Annotated in this window: 25 protein-coding genes and 1 pseudogene; 19 read left to right on the forward strand and 7 right to left on the reverse strand. The window is 53.9% G+C overall.

Annotated features, from left to right (window positions below):
- The first annotated feature begins 41 nt into the window (after positions 1-41).
- From K0P33_RS02020 to K0P33_RS02070, 11 genes are all read left to right on the forward strand, one after another.
- Positions 42-428 carry a hypothetical protein gene (locus K0P33_RS02020; RefSeq protein WP_242153781.1) on the forward strand — a complete coding sequence of 129 codons (387 nt, stop codon included), beginning with the start codon at positions 42-44 and terminating at the stop codon, positions 426-428.
- Positions 429-475: 47 nt separating this feature from the next.
- Positions 476-1,051 carry a hypothetical protein gene (locus K0P33_RS02025; RefSeq protein WP_242153783.1) on the forward strand — a complete coding sequence of 192 codons (576 nt, stop codon included), beginning with the start codon at positions 476-478 and terminating at the stop codon, positions 1,049-1,051.
- A 17-nt stretch (positions 1,052-1,068) separates the two neighbouring features.
- Entirely contained in the window at positions 1,069-1,560 is a 492-nt protein-coding gene (locus tag K0P33_RS02030; protein WP_242153785.1) for an RDD family protein, read from the forward strand.
- Between the two features lie 62 nt (positions 1,561-1,622).
- Positions 1,623-2,003 carry an SMI1/KNR4 family protein gene (locus K0P33_RS02035; RefSeq protein ID WP_242153787.1) on the forward strand — a complete coding sequence of 127 codons (381 nt, stop codon included), beginning with the start codon at positions 1,623-1,625 and terminating at the stop codon, positions 2,001-2,003.
- Positions 2,000-2,791 carry a hypothetical protein gene (locus K0P33_RS02040; RefSeq protein WP_242153789.1) on the forward strand — a complete coding sequence of 264 codons (792 nt, stop codon included), beginning with the start codon at positions 2,000-2,002 and terminating at the stop codon, positions 2,789-2,791. Before K0P33_RS02035 ends, K0P33_RS02040 begins: the two co-directional genes overlap by 4 nt.
- Positions 2,792-2,947: 156 nt before the next feature.
- A complete protein-coding gene (locus K0P33_RS02045) occupies positions 2,948-3,499 on the forward strand; it encodes a hypothetical protein (RefSeq protein ID WP_242153790.1) in 552 nt (183 codons plus the stop codon).
- Positions 3,500-3,564: 65 nt separating this feature from the next.
- Positions 3,565-4,026, forward strand: a complete 462-nt coding sequence (locus K0P33_RS02050) for an RDD family protein (protein WP_242153792.1) — start codon at positions 3,565-3,567, stop codon at positions 4,024-4,026.
- Positions 4,027-4,095: 69 nt separating this feature from the next.
- Complete coding sequence (locus K0P33_RS02055) at positions 4,096-4,677, forward strand: hypothetical protein (RefSeq protein WP_242153794.1); 582 nt, start codon at positions 4,096-4,098, stop codon at positions 4,675-4,677.
- 41 nt (positions 4,678-4,718) lie between these two features.
- Entirely contained in the window at positions 4,719-5,399 is a 681-nt protein-coding gene (locus K0P33_RS02060; protein WP_242153796.1) for a CsgG/HfaB family protein, read from the forward strand.
- Between the two features lie 29 nt (positions 5,400-5,428).
- A complete protein-coding gene (locus tag K0P33_RS02065) occupies positions 5,429-5,791 on the forward strand; it encodes a DUF4810 domain-containing protein (RefSeq protein ID WP_110622924.1) in 363 nt (120 codons plus the stop codon).
- A complete protein-coding gene (locus K0P33_RS02070; RefSeq protein ID WP_242153798.1) occupies positions 5,788-6,438 on the forward strand; it encodes a DUF799 domain-containing protein in 651 nt (216 codons plus the stop codon). Before K0P33_RS02065 ends, K0P33_RS02070 begins: the two co-directional genes overlap by 4 nt.
- Before the next feature lie 62 nt (positions 6,439-6,500).
- Here the strand turns inward: K0P33_RS02070 and K0P33_RS02075 are convergent, their stop codons facing one another.
- The gene (locus K0P33_RS02075; RefSeq protein WP_242153800.1) at positions 6,501-8,192 is read right to left on the reverse strand and encodes a M10 family metallopeptidase C-terminal domain-containing protein; all 1,692 of its coding nucleotides are present in this window, start codon (positions 8,190-8,192) and stop codon (positions 6,501-6,503) included.
- A 481-nt stretch (positions 8,193-8,673) separates the two neighbouring features.
- Here K0P33_RS02075 and K0P33_RS02080 point away from each other — a divergent pair, with 481 nt between their 5' ends.
- The 5 genes and pseudogenes from K0P33_RS02080 to K0P33_RS02100 form a co-directional block, all read left to right on the forward strand.
- Complete coding sequence (locus K0P33_RS02080; RefSeq protein WP_242153802.1) at positions 8,674-10,314, forward strand: VWA domain-containing protein; 1,641 nt, start codon at positions 8,674-8,676, stop codon at positions 10,312-10,314.
- 156 nt (positions 10,315-10,470) lie between these two features.
- A complete protein-coding gene (locus K0P33_RS02085; protein ID WP_242153804.1) occupies positions 10,471-11,043 on the forward strand; it encodes an RNA polymerase sigma factor in 573 nt (190 codons plus the stop codon).
- A complete protein-coding gene (locus K0P33_RS02090; RefSeq protein WP_242153807.1) occupies positions 11,040-11,636 on the forward strand; it encodes a hypothetical protein in 597 nt (198 codons plus the stop codon). Before K0P33_RS02085 ends, K0P33_RS02090 begins: the two co-directional genes overlap by 4 nt.
- A gap of 462 nt (positions 11,637-12,098) precedes the next feature.
- On the forward strand, positions 12,099-12,431 hold the full coding sequence (locus K0P33_RS02095; RefSeq protein ID WP_242153809.1) for a hypothetical protein: 333 nt from the start codon (positions 12,099-12,101) through the stop codon (positions 12,429-12,431).
- Between the two features lie 401 nt (positions 12,432-12,832).
- A pseudogene (locus tag K0P33_RS02100) lies at positions 12,833-13,074 on the forward strand (transposase); the annotation flags it as partial.
- A 133-nt stretch (positions 13,075-13,207) separates the two neighbouring features.
- On the opposite strand, the gene K0P33_RS02105 reads toward K0P33_RS02100, so the two are convergent.
- The 5 genes from K0P33_RS02105 to K0P33_RS02125 all read right to left on the reverse strand — a co-directional run bounded on the left by K0P33_RS02105 (position 13,208) and on the right by K0P33_RS02125 (position 21,147).
- Positions 13,208-14,824, reverse strand: coding sequence for a type I restriction-modification system subunit M (locus K0P33_RS02105; RefSeq protein WP_242153810.1), 1,617 nt, complete (start codon positions 14,822-14,824; stop codon positions 13,208-13,210).
- 22 nt (positions 14,825-14,846) lie between these two features.
- Positions 14,847-15,980: an AAA family ATPase gene (locus K0P33_RS02110; protein WP_242153812.1), complete on the reverse strand. Its 1,134-nt coding sequence runs from the start codon at positions 15,978-15,980 to the stop codon at positions 14,847-14,849.
- Complete coding sequence (locus K0P33_RS02115) at positions 15,977-17,182, reverse strand: restriction endonuclease subunit S (protein WP_242153813.1); 1,206 nt, start codon at positions 17,180-17,182, stop codon at positions 15,977-15,979. The genes K0P33_RS02110 and K0P33_RS02115 overlap by 4 nt, the downstream gene beginning before the upstream one ends.
- Complete coding sequence (locus tag K0P33_RS02120; protein ID WP_242153815.1) at positions 17,175-20,168, reverse strand: type I restriction endonuclease subunit R; 2,994 nt, start codon at positions 20,166-20,168, stop codon at positions 17,175-17,177. Before K0P33_RS02120 ends, K0P33_RS02115 begins: the two co-directional genes overlap by 8 nt.
- Before the next feature lie 730 nt (positions 20,169-20,898).
- On the reverse strand, positions 20,899-21,147 hold the full coding sequence (locus tag K0P33_RS02125) for a helix-turn-helix transcriptional regulator (protein ID WP_242153817.1): 249 nt from the start codon (positions 21,145-21,147) through the stop codon (positions 20,899-20,901).
- A gap of 99 nt (positions 21,148-21,246) precedes the next feature.
- On the opposite strand from K0P33_RS02125, the gene K0P33_RS02130 reads away from it, so the two are divergent.
- Genes K0P33_RS02130 through K0P33_RS02140 form a run of 3 tightly spaced genes read left to right on the forward strand, consistent with a single transcriptional unit; the run spans position 21,247 to position 22,389 of the window.
- Positions 21,247-21,786 (forward strand): hypothetical protein, encoded by a 540-nt coding sequence (locus K0P33_RS02130; RefSeq protein WP_242153819.1) that lies wholly within the window; start codon positions 21,247-21,249, stop codon positions 21,784-21,786.
- 56 nt (positions 21,787-21,842) lie between these two features.
- Entirely contained in the window at positions 21,843-22,091 is a 249-nt protein-coding gene (locus K0P33_RS02135; RefSeq protein WP_242153821.1) for a hypothetical protein, read from the forward strand.
- Positions 22,081-22,389, forward strand: coding sequence for a hypothetical protein (locus K0P33_RS02140; RefSeq protein ID WP_242153824.1), 309 nt, complete (start codon positions 22,081-22,083; stop codon positions 22,387-22,389). The genes K0P33_RS02135 and K0P33_RS02140 overlap by 11 nt, the downstream gene beginning before the upstream one ends.
- A gap of 26 nt (positions 22,390-22,415) precedes the next feature.
- Here the strand turns inward: K0P33_RS02140 and mobA are convergent, their stop codons facing one another.
- Positions 22,416-22,718: a plasmid mobilization protein MobA gene (mobA, locus tag K0P33_RS02145; protein ID WP_242153826.1), complete on the reverse strand. Its 303-nt coding sequence runs from the start codon at positions 22,716-22,718 to the stop codon at positions 22,416-22,418.
- Positions 22,719-22,868 lie beyond the last annotated feature (150 nt).

Below are 22,868 nucleotides of genomic sequence, written 5' to 3' on the forward strand. Positions count from 1 at the left end.
GTGAGGTTTCAATGGCAGGTTTAGCGGTAATAGGGTGGCGGTTGGCGCAGGGAATTTGCCTGCTGCTGATGTTCGGCAGTGCCAGCGTCTCTATGGTGGCATGGGCCTACTTCGACAGCTCTACCTCCGGCGCTTTCGGCTCGGCGCTGGGTGTTTTCCTGATGGGCGCCATTGGGCTGCTGTTCGCGTTTGTATTTGAGCGCACGCGCACGCCTCGGGCCACGGCGCGCTACATGGTGACGCGTTTGGCGGTGGTGCTCATGCTGGCAGCGGGCGCGGCGTACCTGGTCGACTCGGTGTGGTTTGCACCTGAGCGCGACGCGCTCGACGAGAGCCTGGAGGGGGCGAGCTGTGGCGAGTACACCGGCACTATCGTGAAAGGTTGGGAGCAATTTTGCGCGGAGCAGCGCGAGCGTGAAGCGCGTTGAGCGCTGCTTTTACCGGCGGCTTCAACTTCATCATCAAGGACTGAACAATGACCGAAAACGTTTTCGCCACCCCTACTGCCAATCTTGACGTTGCCCCACAGGCCTCGCCTGAGTTTTATGTCATCGCCGAGCGAAAGCTGTTTATTTTGTCGGTCTTGAGCTTGGGCCTCTACATGTATTTCTGGTCGTTCAAGCACTGGAGCAATTACAAGAAGGCCACCCAGGCCGATATCTGGCCCTGGGCGCGCGGGCTGCTGTGTATTTTCTTTGTGCATAAGTTGTACCGGCGTGCCGACCATCAGATTCGCATCACGGGCCGCTCGTATATTTTTGATTTTGAGCAGTGGGCGACGATGCTGGTGGTGATCACGGTGGCGGCGCATATCGCCGACAGGCTGTCTGATCACATCGAAAGCACGGCAGCGGTTGCGGCCTGGCTGTTTATCTCGATCCCGCTGCGCGCTTACCTGATGCAAAAGGGCCAGGCGATGCTCAACTTTGCGGCCGGCGATGCCGACGGCTCGAGCAATGCCCGCTTCAATGTCTGGAACTACCTGATCATGGTGCCGGGTGCGGCGCTGTGGGCGTTGATGCTTTACGTCACGTTACGCTCGTTCTTTTGAAGGGAAATAAACACGGTATGGATACGAATAGCCCCGCCAAACGACCGACCATTTTGGCCAGCATCCGCCGTCGCCTGTTGGCGAGGGTCATCGACGGCGCAATCACGCTGCTGATCTTTTTCATCGTCAAGTTCAGCGCCGAGGCGCTGTCGGCGTTCGTGCCTGCCGTGACGGCCAAGGGCGGGTTCCTCGCAGCATTCTTCGCAGGCGCGGCTTACCTCTTGCTCGCAGACGCGCTGCCCAAGGGTCAGAGCCTGGGCAAGCGCTTGCTGAGCATCGCCGTGGTGGACCGTAAAACCCGCAAGGGCTGCAGCCTTTCACAGTCATTTACCCGCAATGCCGGGGTGCTGGTGATCATCGACTGGGTGTGGATTTTTCTCGAGTCCAGAACCCGTCTGGGGGACATGTTCGCCAAGACCATCGTGGTTCAAACCGGCAACCTGACCCAGGTTCGCAGCCTTGCCGATATTTATGACGACGGCAAAAGCGCCGGTGGCAATGCTCACTGACCCGGGTGCCAGCGCTGATGAAGCAACGGCGCCACGCGCTCTAACCGAGGAGATAAATAAAATTGCAGCCCTATAACCTCACCGAAGGCCAGTTGAACGCCCGCGCCGACTCAGCGTTGGTAGACAGCCTGAGCGTCGCGCTCCCGCCGAGCTACCTCGATTTCCTCAATACCCACAATGGCGGTGAAGGCTTTATCGGCGAGCACTACATTGTTTTCTGGCAAGCGCAGGAGCTGGCTGACTTCAATCGCGAGTACGAGGTCGAAACCTATGCCCCGGGCATTTTTCTATTTGGCTCCGATGGCGGTGTTGAAGGTTATGGCTTCGACACCGATGATGCGTTGATGCCGATTGTGCGCATCCCCTTGGTCGGCATGGAGCGCCAGTACGCCGAGCCGGTCGCGCGGGATGTGCCCGACCTGTTTATGCGGTTAGCCCGTTGAACCTGCCCGATACGCTACTGGCCTGCGCGCAAGGCACTATCAGCGTGCCTATCTGCACGCTGGAAGCCCCGGCGCTCTGGTACGTCTACCCACCTGCGCTCACGCCCATCTGGAGCGACGGCTCCGGCCCCACTTACATCGGCTACTGGCAACACTGGTTCGTGGACCGCGAGCCGTGCTTCGTAAAGCTGTATGTCGACTCCGGGTGCATGACCTATGAAATCGCCAGAACCCCCGCGCAGTTGTTTGCGGTGATCGCGATGATGGCGATGAGTGTGGATGACGGCATCACCCCGCAGCTTGAGCAGTTCGCCGACGCGGTGGGGCTGGATTGCCTGGCTGAGCTGGATGCGTTGTCGTTGAAAAGCGGCGACGATCCAAAAGGGTTTGCTGAGCTCGAGCTGTTCAGAACACTGACGCCACTCGACAGTGTGCCCGGCAGCGGTGTGGCTTATACCGGGGGTTTTCCTGACCCGTCGAATGCGTCCAGGGCTTGGTGGAACAGCAGTTGCTCCTTCGAAATCGTGCATCGGGACATGCTCACGCCACCCGGTGTGGAACTGCCCGCCTGGTTTGATCCGCAGCAGGATAAAAAGGCTCTGTTCGAAGGGTTCCTTGCCGCCGGGCGTCTTGATTGCGCCTGGTTGACGTTGAACTCCACGGGCTGGTCGATTGCGGATGCCAGGCGCGCGATTGTTCAGTTGCAGGTGAAGGCAGGTGATGAAGCGTTTGATCGCGTGGTCGCCGCGTGGCTGGCAATCGCCAGCATCGACGCTGGCGGCTATTGAGGGGTTTGAGCTGCCCGTCGATGAGGTTAGCAACCCTTGCTCATGTGTTTGCCTGGGTTGCCGATACATTGGTGGCTCGGAGCTATCACTTTAAAAGCCTAGGATTTATGGACAGCGCAGCTGCGTTAAAAAACCAGCTGCCATAGGGAGTACTCAATGCGTTTTGCTGCATGGATTTTGCTGGGTGTTGCGCTGTTACTTGCCGGCTGCAACACCACACCCTACGACCGGGCGACGGTGTATTACGACCGCGCGCAGTACCCTGCCGACCTGGTGAAAGACTTCCCAGGCATCACGGACCCCATTGTTCAACATGGCCGTTGTGCCGTGGTGATGACCACGCCCAACTCCAATACCGGCACCTATTATTTCTGCACCTTTGCGCTGACAGCCAATGACCTGTACGTGATGGGTTGGAACGGCAAGACCATGAAGTATGAGTCGCTGGCGAACGTGGAGTTGTCGGCCCTGAAGAAGATCTCGATCTGGTCGTTCTTCCGCGCGCGGCAGGTGCAGCTCACCGAAAGCCAGCGTCTGTTGGGCTTTAGCGTCACCATCGATGACGGTGGCTATGACGACGGAGCGGCGACCGAGCGGTTGTTTGAAACCCTGAAAGGCAAAGGCATCACCGTGGTGGAAAGCGAAGGCCAGATCAAGCCGCCGCCTGCGCCTGCGCCGATGTTTATTCCGATCATAATTCCCAAGTAGGCGTTAAACCGCCGCGTCAATCGGGGCATACACCTTCCTTTCTCACCGTAGGGATCAACAGCGTTATGAACGACTCAGTTTCGGCCTCCGCCGGCTACGACCTTGCCAGCCCAGGCAAGCGCCTTTTGGGCTACGTCATCGATATGGCCGTGGTGTTTTTCCTGCTGTTCTTGAAGGGTTTGCTGGACTACGTCGCGGTGTATTTTTCTTCAGCAGGCAGCGCCGTGGTATTTCACTACCTGCACTTCCTGCTGTTTTGGCTGGCGGTAGGTTACATGCTGTTCTGCGATGCCTTGCCCAATGGGCAAAGCCTGGGCAAACGCCTGTGCCGCACCTCTGTGGTGGGTTACCCGTACCCCACCAACTGCACCGTGTTCCAATCGTTTTTGCGCAATGTGCCCAAACTGCTGTTCAGCCTGTTGGATGGCCTTTTTGTGTTGTTCGGCATGCGCCGCCGCTTGGGTGACATGCTGGCGAAGACGATTGTTATCAACAGCCCGCCTGCTCGACGCACCGAAACCGCTTGAGTACGTTGGGCAACCCCGTAAAATGCCGCGGCACGAGCAACATGCCACCTTTCAGGGACGAATAAAGCAATGCGCGTTTTTGCCTTTCTCCTGGCCATCTGCCTGATGGCCGGCTGCGCCTCCAAGCCGGATTACTACATCTCCCCGGCGCCGGTCACCATTCCCAAGACCGCCACCTACTGGCTCGACACCTTCGACGTTGAGGTGGTGGGCAAGAACGAGCGCTTTATGCCGGATGCCAAGGTTCGCCAGCAATTGGGCGTTGACCTGGTCAATCGCCTGCTCCAGGCCAAGCGCTACGCCACCAGTAAAGACAAGGCCGACTACCTGCTCGACATTGACGTTATCTATACGCGGCGCATCCAAGACACCCAAGGTGGCTTCATGACCGCCATCGTCGACGACAACACGATCCTCGCCAGTGTCGACTTTAACTATTCGGTCAAGATCAAGAAGGCCGACGCCGAGATACTGCATTTCTCACAAGCTCGCCAGGGGCTGATGCCCGCAGGTTACAGGGGCGACTGGCAAAACATGAAAACCATGGCCGGTGTGCTGACCAACTCCGGCAACTCGAGCGTGGAGTCCTATTACACCGGATTGTTGAGCCGCTTCATCGTTGATGACTTACGCAACATCCCGTCTCGCTAGCGTTACCTGCTGCACCCGATTTCTCACTCTAGGAGCACCCTGTGAAAACACTGTCCAAAATCCTGCTGTCGGGCCTTACCGCCGCAGCGCTGCTGACCGTGGCCGGTTGTGCCACGGAGAGCAACCGCGCGATGCCGGTTGAGCAAGTCGCCAGCGCCAACATCGGCTATTCCGGCGTGCGCGTACCCATTGCCGTGGGCAAGTTCGATAACCGTTCGAGCTACATGCGCGGCATCTTCTCCGACGGCGTTGACCGCCTCGGTGGCCAAGCCAAGACCATCCTGATCACCCACCTGCAGCAGACCAACCGCTTCAGCGTGCTGGACCGCGACAACATGGGCGAAATATCCCAGGAAGCCGCGATCAAAGGCACCGTGCAAAAGCTTAAAGGTGCTGACTACGTGGTGACGGGTGACGTGACCGAGTTCGGCCGCAAAGAAACCGGCGACCGCCAGTTGTTCGGCATTCTCGGCCGTGGCAAAACCCAAGTGGCTTACGCCAAAGTCGCGTTGAACATCGTCAACATCAGCACCTCCGAAGTGGTGTATTCCACCCAGGGCGCTGGTGAATACGCCCTGTCGAACCGTGAAGTCATCGGCTTTGGCGGCACTGCAAGCTACGACTCCACCCTCAATGGCAAGGTCCTGGACCTGGCCATGCGCGAAGCTATCAACCGCCTCGTCGACGGCATCAATGCCGGCGCCTGGAACCCGCGCAACTGATCAGCAGCACCTCAAGGAGCAGTACACGGATGAGCAAGGCAGTTAAGTTGGCGCTGATGCTGACAGCAATCGCGACGGTCGCCGGGTGCCACACGGCGCCCCAACCCCTGTATCAATGGGAAAGCTACCAGCCGCAGGTTTACGAGTACTTCAAGGGCGAGCCCAAGGAAGCACAGGTAGAGGCGCTGGAACGCGACCTGCAAAAGATCAACGCCAGTGGCCGCAAGGCTCCGCCGGGTTACCACGCGCACCTGGGCATGCTGTACATGACCATGGGCAAGGATGACCAGATGGTGCAGGAGTTCCGCACCGAGAAGGCGCTGTTCCCCGAGTCTGCTTCCTACATGGACTTTCTGCTGAAAAACGCCAAGACCGGAGTCGCCACTAAATGAGCCTGTTAAAACTCACCGGCGCCTTGCTGGCCCTGGCTTTGCTCGGCGGTTGCGCAGCCCCCAAGACCATTGATTACACGGCATACAAACAGGCGCGGCCGAAGTCGATCCTAGTACTGCCGCCGATCAATGAGTCACCGGAAGTGCAGGCGTCCTACAGCATGGTGTCGCAGGTCACCTACCCGTTGGCCGAAGCTGGCTATTACGTGTTGCCGATTGCCCTGGTGGACGAAACCTTCCGCCAGAACGGCCTGACCACCGCCAACGATATCCAGGGCGTGCCACCGGCCAAACTGCATGACATTTTTGGTGCGGACGCGGCGCTGTACATCACCGTGAGTGAGTACGGCACCAAGTACATGCTGATCTCCAGCGACACCAGCGTGACGGCCTCGGCCAAACTGGTGGACCTGCGCACCGGCACCACCTTGTGGACCGGTTCGGCGCGGGCCTCCAGTGAGGAAGGCAACAACAACAGCGGCGGCCTGGTGGGCATGCTGATCACGGCGGCGGTCAAGCAAGTGATCAACAGCTCCACTGATGCGGCGCACCCGATTGCCGGTATCACCAGTGCGCGCCTGCTGTCGGCGGGGCAGCGCACCGGGATTCTGTACGGCCCACGTAACCCGAAGTACGGCACCGACTGATTTGCCTGTGCCTGCGTGAAAAGCGTTTGCTGGCCCTCACAGGCCAGCATCACGCATCGCCGTCAGTGCACAATGATGTCTTTGGGCCTGATCAGTTGCGTACTTTTCATCAGGAAGTCCGTGGTGCGGTTGCCGGTCAGGTCGATGGCGATGAAGTAGCGGCCGCTTTGCGGGTTGTAGGTCACCCGGGTATCGCCAATGCGCCCGGTAAACTCTTCGACGAGCGTGAGGCGCGTGTTGGCCTCCTTCTCCACCCCGCGAAGGTCAATACTGTCAGTGCCGGTGGTGAAATCCGTCAGTAACCGAGCATTGAAAAAGGTCGAATCGCGGGCGCTGTTGAAGACGAAACGCGGTTCTGACACTGGGTTACTCACGGGTGGCTGAGCGCGCGTCGTAGGCGCTGGGGGCAGGCTACGTGTTGTTACCCTGCCAGCTCTGTGGGGCACGAGGTCACTTGGCCTGACTTGCCCATGGGTCTTGATAAACAGGTCAGCTCTGCCATTGCCGTTGAGGTCGATGGACACGGAGCCCATGCCGCTTCTTTCATCGTAGGTGAGCAGCGCCTCACCCGCTTTGCCGCTCCAGGCATTCACAACGGACAGTGAGGACAGGCCCGCATTCCTCAGCGCCTGCGTTACGTCGATCTTGTCGCTGCCGCTGGTGAAATCCATGATCTCATCCGGGTTTTGCGGCGTGGAATCGCTGGCGTGGTTATACACAAAACTATCGGCACCGCCGCCGCCGCGTAATCGATCGGCGCCGCCGCCACCGGTGAGTCGGTTAATCTGGTCGTTACCGATCAGCGCATCATGGCCTGAACCCCCTATCGCATTTTCGATGCTGACGCCCCGGGCGATAGAGACATTGCCCCGGCCGTGGCCCACATCAGAGAACGAACCGGCCTTGAGGTTGATGACTTGGTTAGTGCCATAGCCCGAGACGTCCAGCGTGTCGTTGCCGGCGCCGTCCCAGATGCAAAAAGCAGCAGCGTCACGGTTGCTCCGCAGCGAGTAGTAGTCCCTTCCGGTGTTGGAGTTGAAACCGTAGGTGTTGTTTTCTCTGCGGGTTTGATAGTTGGCGCCATAGTTTTGTTGGATGGCACTGATGTCATCCATCATGGGGGCATTGGGTATGACGCCCATACGTTTGCCACTGTCTTCAGCAAGGAAGTAGCTCATGACGGTGTGGGCTTTAGAGTCCTGTGCATAAACACGGTCTGAATGGCTCCATTTGCCGCTGGCATCGTATTTCCCCGGGTGAGTCAGGCCGAGGGTGTGACCGATTTCGTGAGTCATCACATGGCGAGCCAGAAAGCCCGGATTGTAAGTGGTATCGCCGCTGTCGTGATAAGGGCCGGGATAAGCGCCCCGTGCGCCGGGTTCGTCAGAAAGTCGGAAGGTCAAGCGTCCTTCGGCTTGCCCGCCGTTTTCCGTGAAGGCCAGATTCGCCACATCGCCCCAGGATTGGATGGAGCGCCGGGCGTCTTGTTTTTGGTATTCGTCGAATCCGCCGGCCAAGAAGGAATAGGAAATTTCGGTCTTATTATTTTGGTTCCAATCCCTCCATTTATACGCGCCCCGTGTGAGCTGCTCTACAGCCCGCTGTTTATCAAAGGACTGCCTGTTGGCTCTGCTGATGTATGGGTCGTTTTCGCGCAGGGTGGCGTCATAATTACCCCCATTAGTATTACTGCTTGCGCCTGGTGCGTCCCAACGGCGATTCGCTTGAGCGTTTTGCTGTTGAGGCGCACGCACAAAACGGTGGGCGCGCGCAGGTTGAGTCAATGGCCGGTAGATCGTCCGAAAAGAGGCCGGGCCAGAAGTTCCTTGGGCCTGTTGGGCGGCATCCGGTTGGGGGGGAAAGAAAGGCGCTCTGAAATCTATTCTCAACGTGATAATTCCCAGTGTTTATTTGTTGTTCTCCCTACATAAAAAGTTCGCAAACTCCGTTGCGCTAAGCGCAAAGCTGGCAGCGTTAGAAGAAATTTCCAAAGACCAATATGTGACTGAGTAAATCTTTAGCGTCTGGTTTATAACGGCATGAAGTGACTAGATTTTTATACCCGTGCTGCTTGTTCTCAACGTTTAGGCTCGTCACAGCTAGGGGCGCAATAGGAGGCTGATTTGTCTTACGTGTTTGTGGCGATTTCCCAAAAAGGTGCAGGTCATTAACCCGAACCTATGAGGCCTCGCGTCTTACCTTGTGATCGCATTATTCATTCACGAGGTTAAGCCAATGTCCCGCCCTCTTTTGCACGTGCGTCCTGTCGCCCAGGGCTTCACCGTTACCTTGCTGGTTGCACTGGCCGGTTGTGGGTTGTCTTCTTCCCGTGATGTCGCCAAGCCTGAGCACGCTGCACCTGTCGCAGAACTGCAAAGCGAACCTGTGCAGGGTGCGCTGAGCAAACGTATGCCGATGCCTACGCCGATGGCCATGCGCCTGATGAGTCAGGATTCGGCCGCGATGGCCTACCGCAGCGAGCCCCGCGAGCAATACGCAAACCTGCCGGACAACCCGGTGCATCGTGTTGCCGAAACCCCCGTCTCGACGTTCAGTGTCGATGTCGACACCGGCAGTTATGCCAACGTAAGACGCTTCCTCAGCCAGGGCCGCCTACCGCCTGAAGGTGCTGTGCGACTGGAGGAAATGGTCAATTACTTCCCCTACGACTACGCCCGACCCACCGACGGCTCGCCCTTTGGCGTGACCACCGAAGTCGCCACCACGCCGTGGAACCCGCACACCCAACTGCTGCGCATCGGCATCAAGGCATCCGACCGCGCGGTGGCTGACCTGGCGCCGGCCAACTTGGTGTTCTTGGTGGATGTGTCCGGCTCCATGGACCGCCGCGAAGGTTTGCCGCTGGTCAAAAGCACGCTGAAATTGCTGGTGGACCAGCTCCGCGACCAAGACCGTGTGTCGCTGGTGGTCTATGCCGGTGAGTCTCGCGTAGTGCTCGAACCTACGTCCGGCCGCGACAAAACCAAGATCCGTAACGCCATCGACCAACTCACGGCGGGCGGCTCCACGGCGGGCGCGTCCGGCATCGAGCTGGCCTACCAGATGGCCCGCACAGGCTTTATCGACAAAGGCATCAACCGCATCCTGCTGGCCACCGACGGTGACTTCAATGTGGGCGTCAGCGACTTCGACAGCCTCAAGCAAATGGCCGCCGACCAGCGTAAAAGCGGCGTGTCCCTGACCACCCTGGGCTTCGGTGTGGATAACTACAACGAACACCTGATGGAACAACTGGCCGACGCAGGCGATGGCAATTACGCCTACATCGACAACCTGCGTGAAGCGCGAAAAGTGCTCGTGGATCAGCTCAGCTCAACCCTGGCCGTTGTCGCGCGGGATGTGAAATTGCAGGTGGAATTCAACCCCGCCAAGGTCAGCGAATACCGGCTGCTGGGCTATGAAAACCGCGCCTTGAAACGTGAGGATTTCAACAACGACAAAGTCGATGCTGGCGAGATCGGCGCAGGGCATACCGTGACCGCGCTGTACGAAATTGTGCCGAAGGGCCAGAAGGGCTGGCTGGAGCCTTTGCGCTACGCCGCTGCACCTACGGCGCAAAACACCTCCACTGAGTTGGCGATGCTGCGCGTGCGCTACAAACCGGCGGCGGGCGGTGACAGCCAGCTGATTGAGCGGCCCATCAGCACCGAGTCGACCAAAGCCAGCGATGATCTGCGCTTCTCGGCGGCCGTTGCAGCTTTCGCCCAACAGCTCAAGGGCGATGGCCGCTACACTGGCAGCATGAGCCTGCAGGACACCGCCGCACTGGCCCGCTCAGCCCGAGGCGATGACCCGTTCGGCCTGCGCAACGAGTTCGTGCAATTGGTGGAGTTGGCGCAGAGCCTCAAGCACTAATCATTGGGTCCAATGAAGATCCAATGTGGGAGCCGGGCTTGCCCGCGATAGCGGTGGGCCAGGCGACATCTGCGGTACTGACCGACCGCTATCGCGGGCAAGCCCGGCTCCCACAATTCAAGGGTTTCAACGTCTAGAAAGGAGTTCGCCACCTACATGGCCGTTCCAGATGATTCACCCAGCGACGAATCGCTGCTGGCCCGCTACCGAGCCGGTGACGGTGCCGCGTTCGAGCTTTTGTACGCGCGGCACCGCCAAGGCCTGTACCGGTTCCTGGTGTCCCTGAGCAACAAAGCCGAACTGGCCGAAGAGGTTTATCAGGAGACCTGGCTCAGCCTGATCCGCAGCAGCACCCAGCCCCAAGGCCGGGCGAGTTTTCGTACGTGGCTGTTCCAGATTGCCCGCAACCGCCTGATCGACCACTGGCGCAAGCACGGCGTGCACAACCCATTGCACGACAGCTACGATGAGCAACTGCACGCCCAGCCCGACGACAGCGCCGGCCCCGAGCAGCAACTGAGCCTGAGCCGCGACCAGGCGCGCCTCGACGCCGCGCTGCAGGACTTGCCCGAAGACCAGCGCGAAGTCTTCCTGCTGCGCCTGCACGGCGACCTTGAGGTGCCGCAAATCGCCGCCCTCACCCAAGCGCCTCTGGAAACCGTAAAAAGCCGCCTGCGTTACGCCCAGCAGAAACTGCGCCGCCTGCTGGCCGAGGAGATACCCGCATGACCGACTCCCGACACACCCAGGACCCAGACGACGTGTTACTCCAACACTTTCGTCAACACAGCACAGGCGAACCGCCTGCGTCCCTCGACGCCTTCATCCTCAACACCGCCCGCCGCGAAGCCCCGGCGCCACAGCCAAGCCTGTGGCAACGCTGGCTGCACGCCTGCCGCCAGCCACGCTGGCAGATGGCATTCGCCACCGTCGCAGGCGTGGCACTGATGATCGGCGTGGTAATGCGCTCGCCAATGCCACAACCCGAGTTATCCACCGCGACGTTCTCTGCGCCTCAGCAGGAAGCCGCACGCCCGGTGGTCCAAGCGTATTCGGCGCCTGCACCTGCGCCCATGGCCCGGATGGCCGCCGCACCGCCAGTTCAGGCTGAGGTCGCCGGCGCGTTGGCGGATGAGTCCGCAGCGAAACTCAGCAAGCGTGCGGCGGTTGCGCTGCCATCGTTGGAGCAGGGGCTGCAGGAGATTGTGAATCTGCGCCTGGCTGGGGAGAGCAGAGCGGCGGATGAGAAGCTGCTGGCGTTGCATAAGCGCTTTCCCAAGGAAGACTTGCCGGCGCGGTTGGAGGTGTTGCAGAAGCGTTAAATCGGCGCCCACAAAAAAGCCCCAGGCCTTTCGACCTGGGGCTTTTTCATCTGTATCTGGTGCCCCGGCGGGATTCGAACCCACGACCCCTGCCTTCGGAGTCCTAAAAGTCGACGTTTAGAATCAATACGTTAGCGGGGATTAGCTGGAGAATCAATGGGTTGTGTTAGCTGGGGTTAGCTGGATTTCACTCCTGTTAGTGAGGCGAGTGTGGCAATTTTGTGGCATTTGATCATTATTTTTGCTCCTCCCCATCATAATCGACTAACACCATCCAGATTAGCTGATAGGGTAGTGCAACCGTCGGCTAAAACAGACGTTTACAGATGGGGCGATCAACCCCGAACCGAGAACAGGCACACTGTCTACGATTTTTGTAACCTCCATATAGGTCTGGCCGCTTTCCTCCTTAACTGTAGAACTGGGCGGCCAATTTAGCATCCAGAAACTCAAGGAAAGAGAATGAGCACTACCGCACCGCAAGAGTTGATAATTTCTGGTGTTGTCTTTCATGGCAATACGCCTTTTGCTTCGATAGGTGACGTACGCCTCCACCCTGGCGCGAATAAAACCGGCTATATTGATGGTTATATTTTTGATGGCCAGAAGTGGCGTAGCTTGGATTTAGAATCGTTCGGTAGTGCGTCCAGAAACTTTGGAGGGGCTGGGGCAATTGGCTCCGTTATGCGAAAAATAGACTCCATAGTCTCCGGTCGAAAAGGTATACCGGTACATTACGAGCTCGCGCCTTCCGGAAAAAAGAGTCGGTATGTGTTCCACGGTACTTTCCCCTAAAAATTTCAGTAAGAGCTCCATAAACCCCACATTCAAAGTCACCACCCTATCCTCGATGCTGTGCTCCCGATTCCGTTCCGGAGCCAGCACCTCATGATGCGACCTGAAACAAAAATCGAAAAAGTCTATCTCTACCCCAAGCCCGTTGACTTCCGAAATCCATTGATGGCCTCGCGGCTCTGGTCGAACTGGACATTAATGTCGCAGTGTTTGCCACGGGACTTTTCGCGGTCCTCAAAAAACCTCGAAATCGAGTGAAGAATTTGTATTGGTAGCGCAACGGCTTTTGCCTTTGACTAAAGCTACTGGAGTCCGAGCGCTTCAAAACATCGCCGAATTGTTCGGATGAAGCCATCGTGCTGACGCTTCAAGAACTCAACTGGTTATTGGACTGTTTTGATTTGTGGCGCAAACAGTGGGTACGTCACGTTCAGGAAAGTGGGATACCCGCACTGATCCTGCTCACAAAGCGACTAAAGGGCTACTGGCAGGGCATCGTGAGCAGGGTGCGTTGGCCTTGCATACTGGTCAGTTGGAAGGGATAAGCAATCGAATAAAGGTCATCAAACGGATGGCGTACGGTTATAGGGATAGCGAATTACTTTTCATGAAGATCAAGAGTGTCTTTCCCGGTAATCCGTGAAGAACGAATTTTTCGTATAAATAGATCTTCCTCTTCCTGCCCCACGGTCTGAAATCTTGGCGCAGGATATTGTGGGGCCGGAAGAAAAATACTTCCAGCCCTCCTAGGAGGTTATGAGAACTGTTCATTGTAATTAGATTGGCGGCAACCCCAATTCTTTGAGAAAGCTATTATGAAGTTCAGCCGCTTTTGCGGCACGCTTTTCAATTTCCTTGAGTTCAGTGTTCACAACCTGTAGATCAATTTTTTTCTCTGCTATGGCGGCGCTAACGTAACGGGAAATATTCAGGTTGAAATCATTTTTCTCAATCTCCTCCATCGAAACCCGCCGAGAGTAGTGCGCTTCTTCATTACGATATTGGTAGGTGCTCACTATCTTATCGATGTGTTCCGGCAACAGGCGGTTTTGACGTTTACCCTTCTCGAAATTTCCTTCAGAGTTAGCGTTAATGAATAGGATGTCATCCGACTTTTTGCATTTTTTCAAAACAAGTATGCAGACTGGGATGCCGGTGGAGAAAAACAGATTGGCGGGCAGACCGATCACTGTGTCGATGTGGCCGTCTTTGAGTAGCTTGGTGCGGATACGCTCTTCTGCACCACCACGGAAAAGTACACCGTGGGGCAGGATGATTGCCATTACGCCACTGTCGCTAAGGAAGTGAAAACCGTGCAATAAAAAGGCGAAATCGGCTGCGGACTTCGGCGCAAGGCCATAATTCTTGAAACGAAAATTTTCGCCCAATGCTTCGGTGGGTTCCCAGCGGTAGCTGAAAGGTGGATTGGCCACCACGGCGTCGAACTGCATCTTTTTCGCTGGGTTCATCTCATTAAGGATTTCCCAGTCGTTGAGCAGTGAATCACCATGGTGTATCTCGAACTCGGTATCCTTGACCCCATGAAGTAGCATGTTCATACGTGCTAGGTTATAGGTGGTTATGTTTTTTTCTTGCCCGTAAATCTTTCCAATAGTCCCACCTTCTTCACGAAGCTGCTTCCTTACATTGAGCAGCAGCGAACCTGAGCCGCAGGCGAAGTCCAACACCTTACTCAGTTTTTTCTTTTTGCCGTTGGCTGGTTCTTGGCTGTCCAGCGTGACGATTTCGGAAAGAATGGTGGAAATCTGTTGAGGGGTATAAAACTCGCCCGCCTTTTTGCCTGAACCTGCGGCAAATTCGCCGATCAGGTATTCGTAAGCATCACCCAAGATATCGGTGTTGGTGCTGAATTTCGAGATACCTTCAGCGATCTTCTGAATGATGTTACAGAGTTTGGCGTTCCGGTCTGCCGGTTTCCTGCCAAGCTTCTCGGAGTGCAAGTTGATTTCGGAAAACAGCCCCTGAAACGTACTCTCGAATGATTTCTCCTCGATGTACTTGAACCCCTTCCACAGGGTATCCAACAAGTCATGATTGTGCGTACGTGCCATCTCGGCAACGCTGCTCCAAAGGTATTGCGGTTCAATCACATAGTGCACCTTGAGGCGCATCTGCTTTTCAAAGTCTTCGGTATCTGCGGGATTTTCCTCGTACCAAATTGCCAGTGGCGAGCGCCTATCTCCCGCTTGAGGTGTGGGATAATCTTTGCCTAACTCCCTTTTCACTGCCATCTCGTAGTTGTCCGAGAGGTAGCGTAAAAACAGGAACGAGAGCATATAATCGCGGAAGTCATCCGCATTCATCGCGCCGCGTAAATGGTCGGCAATATCCCAAAGAGCTTTACCGAGGTTGTTAAGTTCGTCATTAGTCATAGTTGAATCAGCTGCTCAAAATTTAGGGGTGGACTTCTGGTAAGTCAAACGCATAGCGACTCAGAAATCCCTGTAAGATATTTTTAAACAGTTGTTTGTTATCTTCAGTTAATTCTTTTGGGTCGAAGAGTGAATAATCACTATGACTTAATAGATTCAAGGCGCGCGAGAATAAAATTTCATCCTCTATGCCATGAATACAGCTTGAAAAAGCTTCAAATCCAAAAAAGGAAGAGGTTTTTTCTAGAATGCCGCGCAGAACGTTGAAGTGATTAGAATATAGCTTCCCAGTATCTGATGCCTTCTTCAACTCGCTGAGCATCGCTACATGATGGAAAAATGGAGTGTCGGTAGTTGATTGCAGGCTATACCCGTTATTGTGTGTTCCAAAGATAAAATATGACGTGTGTGCCGTTTTTTTTAGCTCATTACACATCACATTAAAAAACAAACTGTGGTGCGACGATATGACAGTCTTAACCTTCCCTGCACATCGCCTTAGCAGTTTAGCCAAATCCGATCCAACGGCTATTGCATTATTGTCGTCGAGTGATGAGATGGGATCATCAATGTAAAGATACTTAACCCAATTGTAAGCCTCTGCTCCATCTAGCACTAGTTCACAGATTGCTAGGTAAATACACCAGATAAATATATTTTCTTCACCGCGAGATATCTTAATGTTATTCTGGATGATTGTTTCTGGTTCGTCAGAGCCAGGGCGAAACCTTGGGTTGGCGATCACTTTGCTGAAAGAAATTTTCCATGTGTCGTAATTAATCTTGAAATTAAACGTAGCATATCTTTCCAGGTATGCGAAAATTTTTTGTTCTAGCGCAAGCTCTCTAAATCCAGCAAAAAATCTAGAGGCGGAGTTGATATCTAAAGTCCGTTCAGTGTCATTTTCAAGGTCATTGTCCCAATTAAAAAGATCTTCAGTGAACGCATTGAAGTAAAGTGTGTCTCGATTAATACCTTTTTTGCGTTTGCCTGCGTCCTTAAACTCCATTGATAAGCGAGTTTTACCAGTGCCGTTATATGCATAGAGCAATACAAAATCGACACCACCATTAGCAGCGTCTCTCAGATCATCCCTTAATCGCACTACAGTATTGCGAAGGGTTTTATATTTATGGATTTTTGGCCTAACACTCATACATCCGCCTCATCAATGGCCGAGAAAAGCTGCTGCATCAGGCCTTTTTTATGGGCCCTGAGAAATTCGATTTTTTGTGCTTGCTCTATAATAATCTTGTCAATGGAGGCTAGGCAGTCAGCAATTTTTTGCTGTTCCCCACTTTCTATATCCGGATAAGAAAATGGTATACTTTTTATTAAGGTCGCACTTAAATTTTCTTGTCCCCCGGGATTACTTATCCTCCTGATCTCATCATATCGAACGGCAAGGTTCTGGAACACAAACTCGGTATTCATTCCCTTGTTCAATAAAAGTGCCGCACACGCTTGGTTGGTTGCTGCGTTTATACCAAGAACTGCTACCTTGCCCCGTGTTTTTCCTTGGCCATACATCGCCATCAATATTGTATTCTTGGGAAAGATTTTTGCAGGTGAGTTACTTAGTCCACTTTTGCTGATGTACTCATTCACGTTTTGAATTGTGTTGAAATCGATCAGCGTGGTCGAAACCCAGGGAATGTCTCCATTCCAATATTCTTGTATCGTTCTAGATGGTGTTCCCCCCGATGCAACATTGCGACAAATATCTCCGATTGTTGATGTTACCCACTCTCCTTTATTCCGAAACTCTGGGAAGCGGAGTTTTGGCATGGTGCTGCCTGCGGCGGGGAGGAGTTGCTGCATCAGGCCTTTTTTATAGGTCTTTAGGGATTCGATTTTTTGAGTTTGGACGATGATCAGTTCATCGATGGAGGAAATACAGTCGGTGATTTTTTGTTGTTCGGCCGGCTTCGGTACTGCAACTTTTATTTTTCCGATATTGGTTTTTGACAGGCTTGGAACACCACCTGCTTCATTATGACTTACCCAGTTAATTTGCTGGAAAATTGCATAAATAAATTTTGGCAAGCACTCTTTGAAAGAGTGGGTGTAGAAAAGGGTATCGACAGTCCAGAATTTACCCGCAAGGAAGATTGGGTTATCAATTGTGCCTTTTCGGCCGATGCAAGCACTTTCACCATCATATAGGTAATCATTAACTGAAAGCATATAGCCGCCAGAGCCGTAAACTGGGATCTCACCGCTTGTCAGATGCTTGTAATCTCTTCCATTTCCAATGGTAAACAACTCATTAAAGGTTTTTAGTTGCCACTCCCCGTCATCCCGAAACTTCGGAAAGCGACGCTCAGGCACCAATTCCTTCTTCTCTTGCTTACTCATATGCATTCAATCCCGATATCTCGCGCCCATCCGCGAGCTTTTGCAGATAAGGCACTAGGTCTTGCATTAATGCCAATTCGGCTTCACGCCGTGCTTTCCAACCCAGCCCAAGCGGGGCAAGCAGGTCCGTGAGCTGTTCGCCGTCGAAAATCATGCGCCCCATAATTGAGTCGACAAAAGCTTGAAGCGTTTCGGTTTGCAGGCCGTGTGTGTGGGCGAGGTTTGCCAAGTCAGCAGCAGCCTTTTGCGTTTTGAATGCCTGATAGCCTGCATGTATCTCTTTTTCACTCAGCACTTCGCCAGTTTTTAAACTGTTGATGTAGGCGATTATCTCTTCGCGTTCTTCCATCATGTTCGCGTTTGCGCTAATCAGCTCGATGATTTGTGTGCGGGTCATCTTCTGCTTGCCGGTCTTCTGGGTAGACTTGGCAATCAGCCCCATGATGTAGTCGTAATCTATGAGACTGGATGCGAACAGCACCAGGTCGAACTCCAGTTGTTCCACCTCCGGAGAGGTTTCGTCGCCTTTTCCTTGCTTACGCTTGAGTTCTTGTGCGGTATCGAGATACATGGCTTTGAAGCTGCGCAGGCTATCGGTGGGCAACTTTTCTTCGATTGTCTGTTTGCTATGCTCATCAAGATCGGTGTATTGCTCTAGTTGGGTCTTGAGCTTTTGCACTTCTTTAAAATGGTTGATGAATTCCGCTTTAGCAGTGTCGCCCCTGAGGTTGAGTACTTGCGAAGGTTCGCAGGGAAGTCCCTTGGAGGCCATAAAAGTTTTCAGGTTGTCCACTGCTGCTTGGTATTCTTTCACTACCTTTGGGGCGGGGTCGACCAGCCAGATTTCCCGCGCTCGGTCTATGGCCGCACCAGAAAAGAGTTTGATGGCGTCGTCTACTTCGCTTTCCTGATAGCGGAAATCGAGGATGTTGCCCCATGGCTTGCTGTCGTTGAGCACTCGATTGGTGCGTGATAAGGCTTGGATCAAGCCGTGATGTTTGAGATTTTTATCCACGTACAGTGTGTTGAGGTATTTGGAGTCGAAGCCGGTGAGCAGCATGTCCACCACGATGGTGATATCGATCTTGTTTTTACGCGAGTAATCGGCGGTGCTGTATTTCTGATCCTTGATGCGTTGCTGCACATCCTGATAGTAGAGGTCGAATTCGTTGATGCTGTGATTGCTGTCGTATTGGCGATTGTAGTCGCCAATAATGGTTTTGAGCGCGACCTTCTTTCTCTCTGGATCTTGCTTGTTGTCCTCCTTTTCCTGCACGAGATCTTCCTGTAGCTGCTGTACGTCTTTGTTCCCATCTGCAGGGGGCGAGAAAACGCAGGCGATGAGGAGTGGCTCGAAGGCTTCATCTTCGGCCTGCCTTTTTGCCTGTATGGCTTTGAATAGCTCGTAGTATTCAATGGCATTGTTGATGGAGGATGTGGCAAGTATCGCGTTGAAGCGACGATTGTTGGTGGCGCTGTCGTGTTTTTGCAGTATGGCGTTTATGACGGCTTCGGGCGGCGGTGTCTTCCCCTTCTTGGGCTTTTTATCCCCCTCTTTGCCGAAGTAGTCGATGTGGAAACTCAGAACGTTTTTGTCGTCGATGGCGTGGGTGATAGTGTAAGCGTGCAATTCTTTTTCGAAGATGTCTTTGGTGGTTTTGAATGAGCCGACAGTGCCATCAAACTGCTGATAGGTGGCGTTTTCGTCAAAGATGGGCGTGCCAGTAAATCCGAACAATTGTGCCTTGGGAAAGAATTCCTTGATTGTCTTATGGTTCTCGCCGAACTGGGAGCGATGACATTCGTCGAAAATAAAGACGACACGCTTATCGCGCATAGGTTCGAGACGTTCCTTGTAAGTCTGTTTGCCCGCCTTTTGCTTTGCCGTGTTGCGCTTGCTGTTTTCGTCCAGTGCGAGGCCCAGCTTCTGGATGGTGGTGACGATCACCTTGTCGGAGTAGTCGTCCGACAGCATGCGGCGCACCATGGCTTCGGTGTTGGTATTGTGCTCGACACAGCCTTCCTGGAATTTGTTAAATTCCTCGCGGGTCTGACGGTCGAGGTCTTTACGATCTACCACGAACATGCATTTTTCGATGTCGGGGTTGTCTTTCAGCAGGGTGGAGGCCTTGAACGAGGTAAGGGTCTTGCCGCTGCCGGTGGTGTGCCAGATATATCCGTTACCGCGATTCTGGTGGATACACTCAACGATGGCCTTAACCGCATAGATTTGATAAGGGCGCATGATGAGGATTTTTTGCTCGCTTTGAACCAGGACCATATAACGACTGATCAAGCGGCCTAGGCTGCACTTTTCAAGGAAGTCGTCTGCAAAGTCGTGCAGGTGTGCGATTTTGTTGTTTCTATCGTCGGCATGCTGGTAGATCGGCAAAAAGCGCTCTTCAGCGTTGAAACTGAAATGCTGGTTGCAGTTGTTGGCAAAGTAGCGGGTGTCGCTTTCGTTGCTGACGATGAACAACTGTATGAAACAAAGTAGCGAATTGGTGTAGCCGTTACCGGGCTCGTTTTTGTATTCGACGATTTGCTCCATGGCGCGACGCGGGCTAATTTTCTGAGTTTTCAGCTCGATTTGCACCATCGGCAAGCCGTTGATTAGGATGACGACGTCGTAGCGGTGGTGGCTGTTCTCGGTATTGATGCGAAGCTGGCTGATAACTTCGAACTCGTTCTTGCACCAGTCACGGATATTGACCAGCATGTATTCTAGCGGGGTGCCATCCTCACGAGTGAATTTGCCCTTCTCACGCAAAGCCTGTGCGGCTGCAAAAACATCGGGGGTTATGATCTCGAGGCGCAGACGGTCGAATTCATCATCTGTGAGATGGACGCGGTTTAACGCATTAAACTTCTGCCGAAAGTTATGCTGAAGGGTGGCCTTGTCACGGATGTCGTCGCGGTAGGTATATTTGAGATCGATTAGCTTGGCGATCAGGCTTCGTTCGATCTGATTTTCTTTTTGCGTCATCTTCACCAACTCGGCTCACTCAATATTGATTATTGTGACCCTCCAGCTATCGCAACGGTAGTCATTAGGTCAAATTTCGGCGTTACCCTGCTTCGCATTCGAGGTGCCGGCCGGTATACGGTTGAGCTGCCCGCACACGCAGATCTTCAGCAGGCGGACAGGATAGCAAACGGGCCAAAAACTCCGGTTTGGATCCAATGGACGAATAGTACGCGTCGTTGATTGAAATCCTTGCCTTCAGCACAGGCTCTTCCTGACTCGGATTTCACGCAGTAGCGTGAATAAAAGGTGTCTTCACCCATCGATGTTCGGGAAGCCTGGGGCAACCGATTTGTTAACAGACTCGGCCAATGCTGCCGTGCTGAGTGAAAGGTGAGGGTTGAAATTCTGGTTCATTCCTTCATGTTCTCATAGCTGAGTGCGTCGCCCCATGATTTCCTAGACGCTTTTGGCTGGCTGCTTTTGGCCGATAGTGTTGAAAAAGTCGCTCCGCTCGAACTGTCCGGAAATTGACTGGGCAAAACGCCATTTTTGCTCGCGGCTACGTAAAATATGAGCCCGGAAGCCTCAGCCAAAAGTAAGGATTTCAATCTCTGAAGCGTACTTTTCTGCCGTGGAAACCAAAGTCGACTTTTTCAACAGTACCGGCCGATTGCTGCCCTCGGGAAAAGTCGCTTAGGGGCGATCTCTGCCGGTTTGTCCTGCTGGATACAATCAGGATTGGGATGTATTACCCCTCTTTAAGGGCTTGCTCATACGTTCTGGAAAAGCTTGAGAGATCAGTCTTAAGAACGAGACAAAGATCGCGAAGCTGAACGATATCGAGCCTTCGGACTCCTCGCTCGACATCACTCATAAACGATTGCGGCCTCCCCAGGGCAGCAGAGCACTGTGCTTGAGTCATTTCGGACTCGACGCGCATGTGTTTTAGCACTTGAAGAAAAATTTCGTGCTCACGTCGATAGATCGCTTTGGTCATGGCCGCATATCTGGAGGGGCGGCTTGCTAAGCTATATCTGCTTTTAAGATATCTGATTATCAGATATTTTCTTGCTGAATATTAGCTGGAGGAAAAGTGATGAGGCAGATTTGGGAACTATTGCGAGTGCTATGGATTGTTGGAGGTCTGCCGGTCGGTGCGTTGCTGCTGGTTGTGGTGGTTTTGTGCGGTTTCAACCTGCCGTTCCTTTTGGGGTTTTCTGGCGGTGCTGATCCGGCCGTTCGATGGTTGTTCTGGGCCCTGGCTTTCTACTTCGCCGGAGGGGGTTGGTTGTTTTGGCGTGTTAACCAACGCTATGCAGAGAAGCTGAAGCAACTGGTTGCAGGTTTCCAGAGCGCGGGTTTTCAACCGCAGCTCGAAGTATTCGCAAAGATTAACGATGCCTACCTGGGTATCGATGGATCTGCACGTAGACTGTTGGCCTATCCAGTCAAAGGCGCAGAGCATTTTTTTAGGTTCGATGAAATTAATTCTTGGCGGATCGTCCCGGTAGGGAAGCACAATCATCGGTTGGAGCTGCTGACCAGCAATCTTGATGTTCCTGTGTTCAGCCTCGTTATGAGGCCGACAGAGGTACTCAATACTGAGGCTAGACTCGATACCTTGCTCGGCACCTAGTGGCGGCGCTGGACTACCGTTCCTGAGAGTCAGTTCATCATTCAGTAGGAGCAATCATGAGCAATCCCGTCAGAAGCACTCCTGTGCTGGCAGATATCATTCGACTGGAGCAGGCGAATGCGATGATGCGCTCGGCTAATCTGGCCCTGGCACGCGATGATGTTGCCACCCTTTTTGCCCTCGGATTCTCTGTTCAGCACGTCAGAGAGCTTAAGAAAAAAGGTGGATTCCGCTCTTCCTCGATGGCACAAAACATAAGAATGATTACACACCTTCGTAAGATTGGAGACTCGTATGCTCAGTAACAGCTTGCCGTTATCTATCGCTGCCAATGTGTTGGCGCGTGCGACCCTTGAATCTGTTCTGCGCTCTCCGTCTTATAACGCCCGTGGCTGGAAAATACTTGATCGTTGGGCGTTTGACTGTCCAGAGCAGCTTTGTAAGCTGGAGGCGGGCGGAGAGATCATCTTGTTGGGAAGATTGTTGGAGCAACAGGAAGTCGAGCATCAAGTGCTCAGCTCTATTGCAGGGTTGGAGCTGCGCAGTCATGGTCTAGCAGAGTACGAAGTCCTGGCATTGCATGAGATAAGGACAGAGCTGTAAGTCACCAAGGCGCCAACGGGTTTACCTCAACACCCTATACGCTTAATGGCCTCGGTAATCTCAACCAAGACGTTTGCGGACTCTTTGGAAAGCGCGCCGTTGCCCTCTGTGAAAAGATGCTTTTGAAGGCCACCTAGGCGCTGCAGCTCATTGATTACGTGGGAGTCAATTTTGCTTCTGGTCTGTCGCTTCGGTGCGGCGGCCAGCACGAACTGACCAACACTCATTCCGCTGTCGTGGGCTTTTTCGCATACCAGTGCTTCTTCTTCCTCAAAGCAACGAATTGCCGGCAGCCAACCTGTGCGTCGGCGTCGTCCGCTACGGCTCATAAGCTTTCCTATTCCAGGTGTCGGGGGCTCGGGGCTTGCCCTGAGCAGGGACGGTAGGCAATGCAGAGGGAGTGGAACGACTGGTGCGCGCCGGTTGTGAGGCGCCAGGTACTGGCGGTATAGCAAACCCTACCTTGTCCTAGTCTTTCC

The sequence above is a fragment of the Pseudomonas sp. ArH3a genome, from assembly GCF_022648765.1.
GTDB lineage: Bacteria > Pseudomonadota > Gammaproteobacteria > Pseudomonadales > Pseudomonadaceae > Aquipseudomonas.

Excerpts from the sequence above, each read along its gene's own strand:
- K0P33_RS02135 (WP_242153821.1), top strand. The coding sequence starts at position 21,843 with ATGAGCAATCCCGTCAGAAGCACTCCTGTGCTGGCAGATATCATTCGA.
- K0P33_RS02080 (WP_242153802.1), top strand. The coding sequence starts at position 8,674 with ATGTCCCGCCCTCTTTTGCACGTGCGTCCTGTCGCCCAGGGCTTCACC.
- mobA (WP_242153826.1), bottom strand. The coding sequence starts at position 22,718 with ATGAGCCGTAGCGGACGACGCCGACGCACAGGTTGGCTGCCGGCAATT.
- K0P33_RS02050 (WP_242153792.1), top strand. The coding sequence starts at position 3,565 with ATGAACGACTCAGTTTCGGCCTCCGCCGGCTACGACCTTGCCAGCCCA.
- K0P33_RS02110 (WP_242153812.1), bottom strand. The coding sequence starts at position 15,980 with ATGAGTGTTAGGCCAAAAATCCATAAATATAAAACCCTTCGCAATACT.
- K0P33_RS02105 (WP_242153810.1), bottom strand. The coding sequence starts at position 14,824 with ATGACTAATGACGAACTTAACAACCTCGGTAAAGCTCTTTGGGATATT.
- K0P33_RS02115 (WP_242153813.1), bottom strand. The coding sequence starts at position 17,182 with ATGAGTAAGCAAGAGAAGAAGGAATTGGTGCCTGAGCGTCGCTTTCCG.
- K0P33_RS02065 (WP_110622924.1), top strand. The coding sequence starts at position 5,429 with ATGAGCAAGGCAGTTAAGTTGGCGCTGATGCTGACAGCAATCGCGACG.
- K0P33_RS02030 (WP_242153785.1), top strand. The coding sequence starts at position 1,069 with ATGGATACGAATAGCCCCGCCAAACGACCGACCATTTTGGCCAGCATC.
- K0P33_RS02130 (WP_242153819.1), top strand. The coding sequence starts at position 21,247 with ATGAGGCAGATTTGGGAACTATTGCGAGTGCTATGGATTGTTGGAGGT.
- K0P33_RS02095 (WP_242153809.1), top strand. The coding sequence starts at position 12,099 with ATGAGCACTACCGCACCGCAAGAGTTGATAATTTCTGGTGTTGTCTTT.
- K0P33_RS02140 (WP_242153824.1), top strand. The coding sequence starts at position 22,081 with ATGCTCAGTAACAGCTTGCCGTTATCTATCGCTGCCAATGTGTTGGCG.
- K0P33_RS02090 (WP_242153807.1), top strand. The coding sequence starts at position 11,040 with ATGACCGACTCCCGACACACCCAGGACCCAGACGACGTGTTACTCCAA.
- K0P33_RS02085 (WP_242153804.1), top strand. The coding sequence starts at position 10,471 with ATGGCCGTTCCAGATGATTCACCCAGCGACGAATCGCTGCTGGCCCGC.
- K0P33_RS02045 (WP_242153790.1), top strand. The coding sequence starts at position 2,948 with ATGCGTTTTGCTGCATGGATTTTGCTGGGTGTTGCGCTGTTACTTGCC.
- K0P33_RS02055 (WP_242153794.1), top strand. The coding sequence starts at position 4,096 with ATGCGCGTTTTTGCCTTTCTCCTGGCCATCTGCCTGATGGCCGGCTGC.
- K0P33_RS02025 (WP_242153783.1), top strand. The coding sequence starts at position 476 with ATGACCGAAAACGTTTTCGCCACCCCTACTGCCAATCTTGACGTTGCC.
- K0P33_RS02070 (WP_242153798.1), top strand. The coding sequence starts at position 5,788 with ATGAGCCTGTTAAAACTCACCGGCGCCTTGCTGGCCCTGGCTTTGCTC.
- K0P33_RS02125 (WP_242153817.1), bottom strand. The coding sequence starts at position 21,147 with ATGACCAAAGCGATCTATCGACGTGAGCACGAAATTTTTCTTCAAGTG.
- K0P33_RS02120 (WP_242153815.1), bottom strand. The coding sequence starts at position 20,168 with ATGACGCAAAAAGAAAATCAGATCGAACGAAGCCTGATCGCCAAGCTA.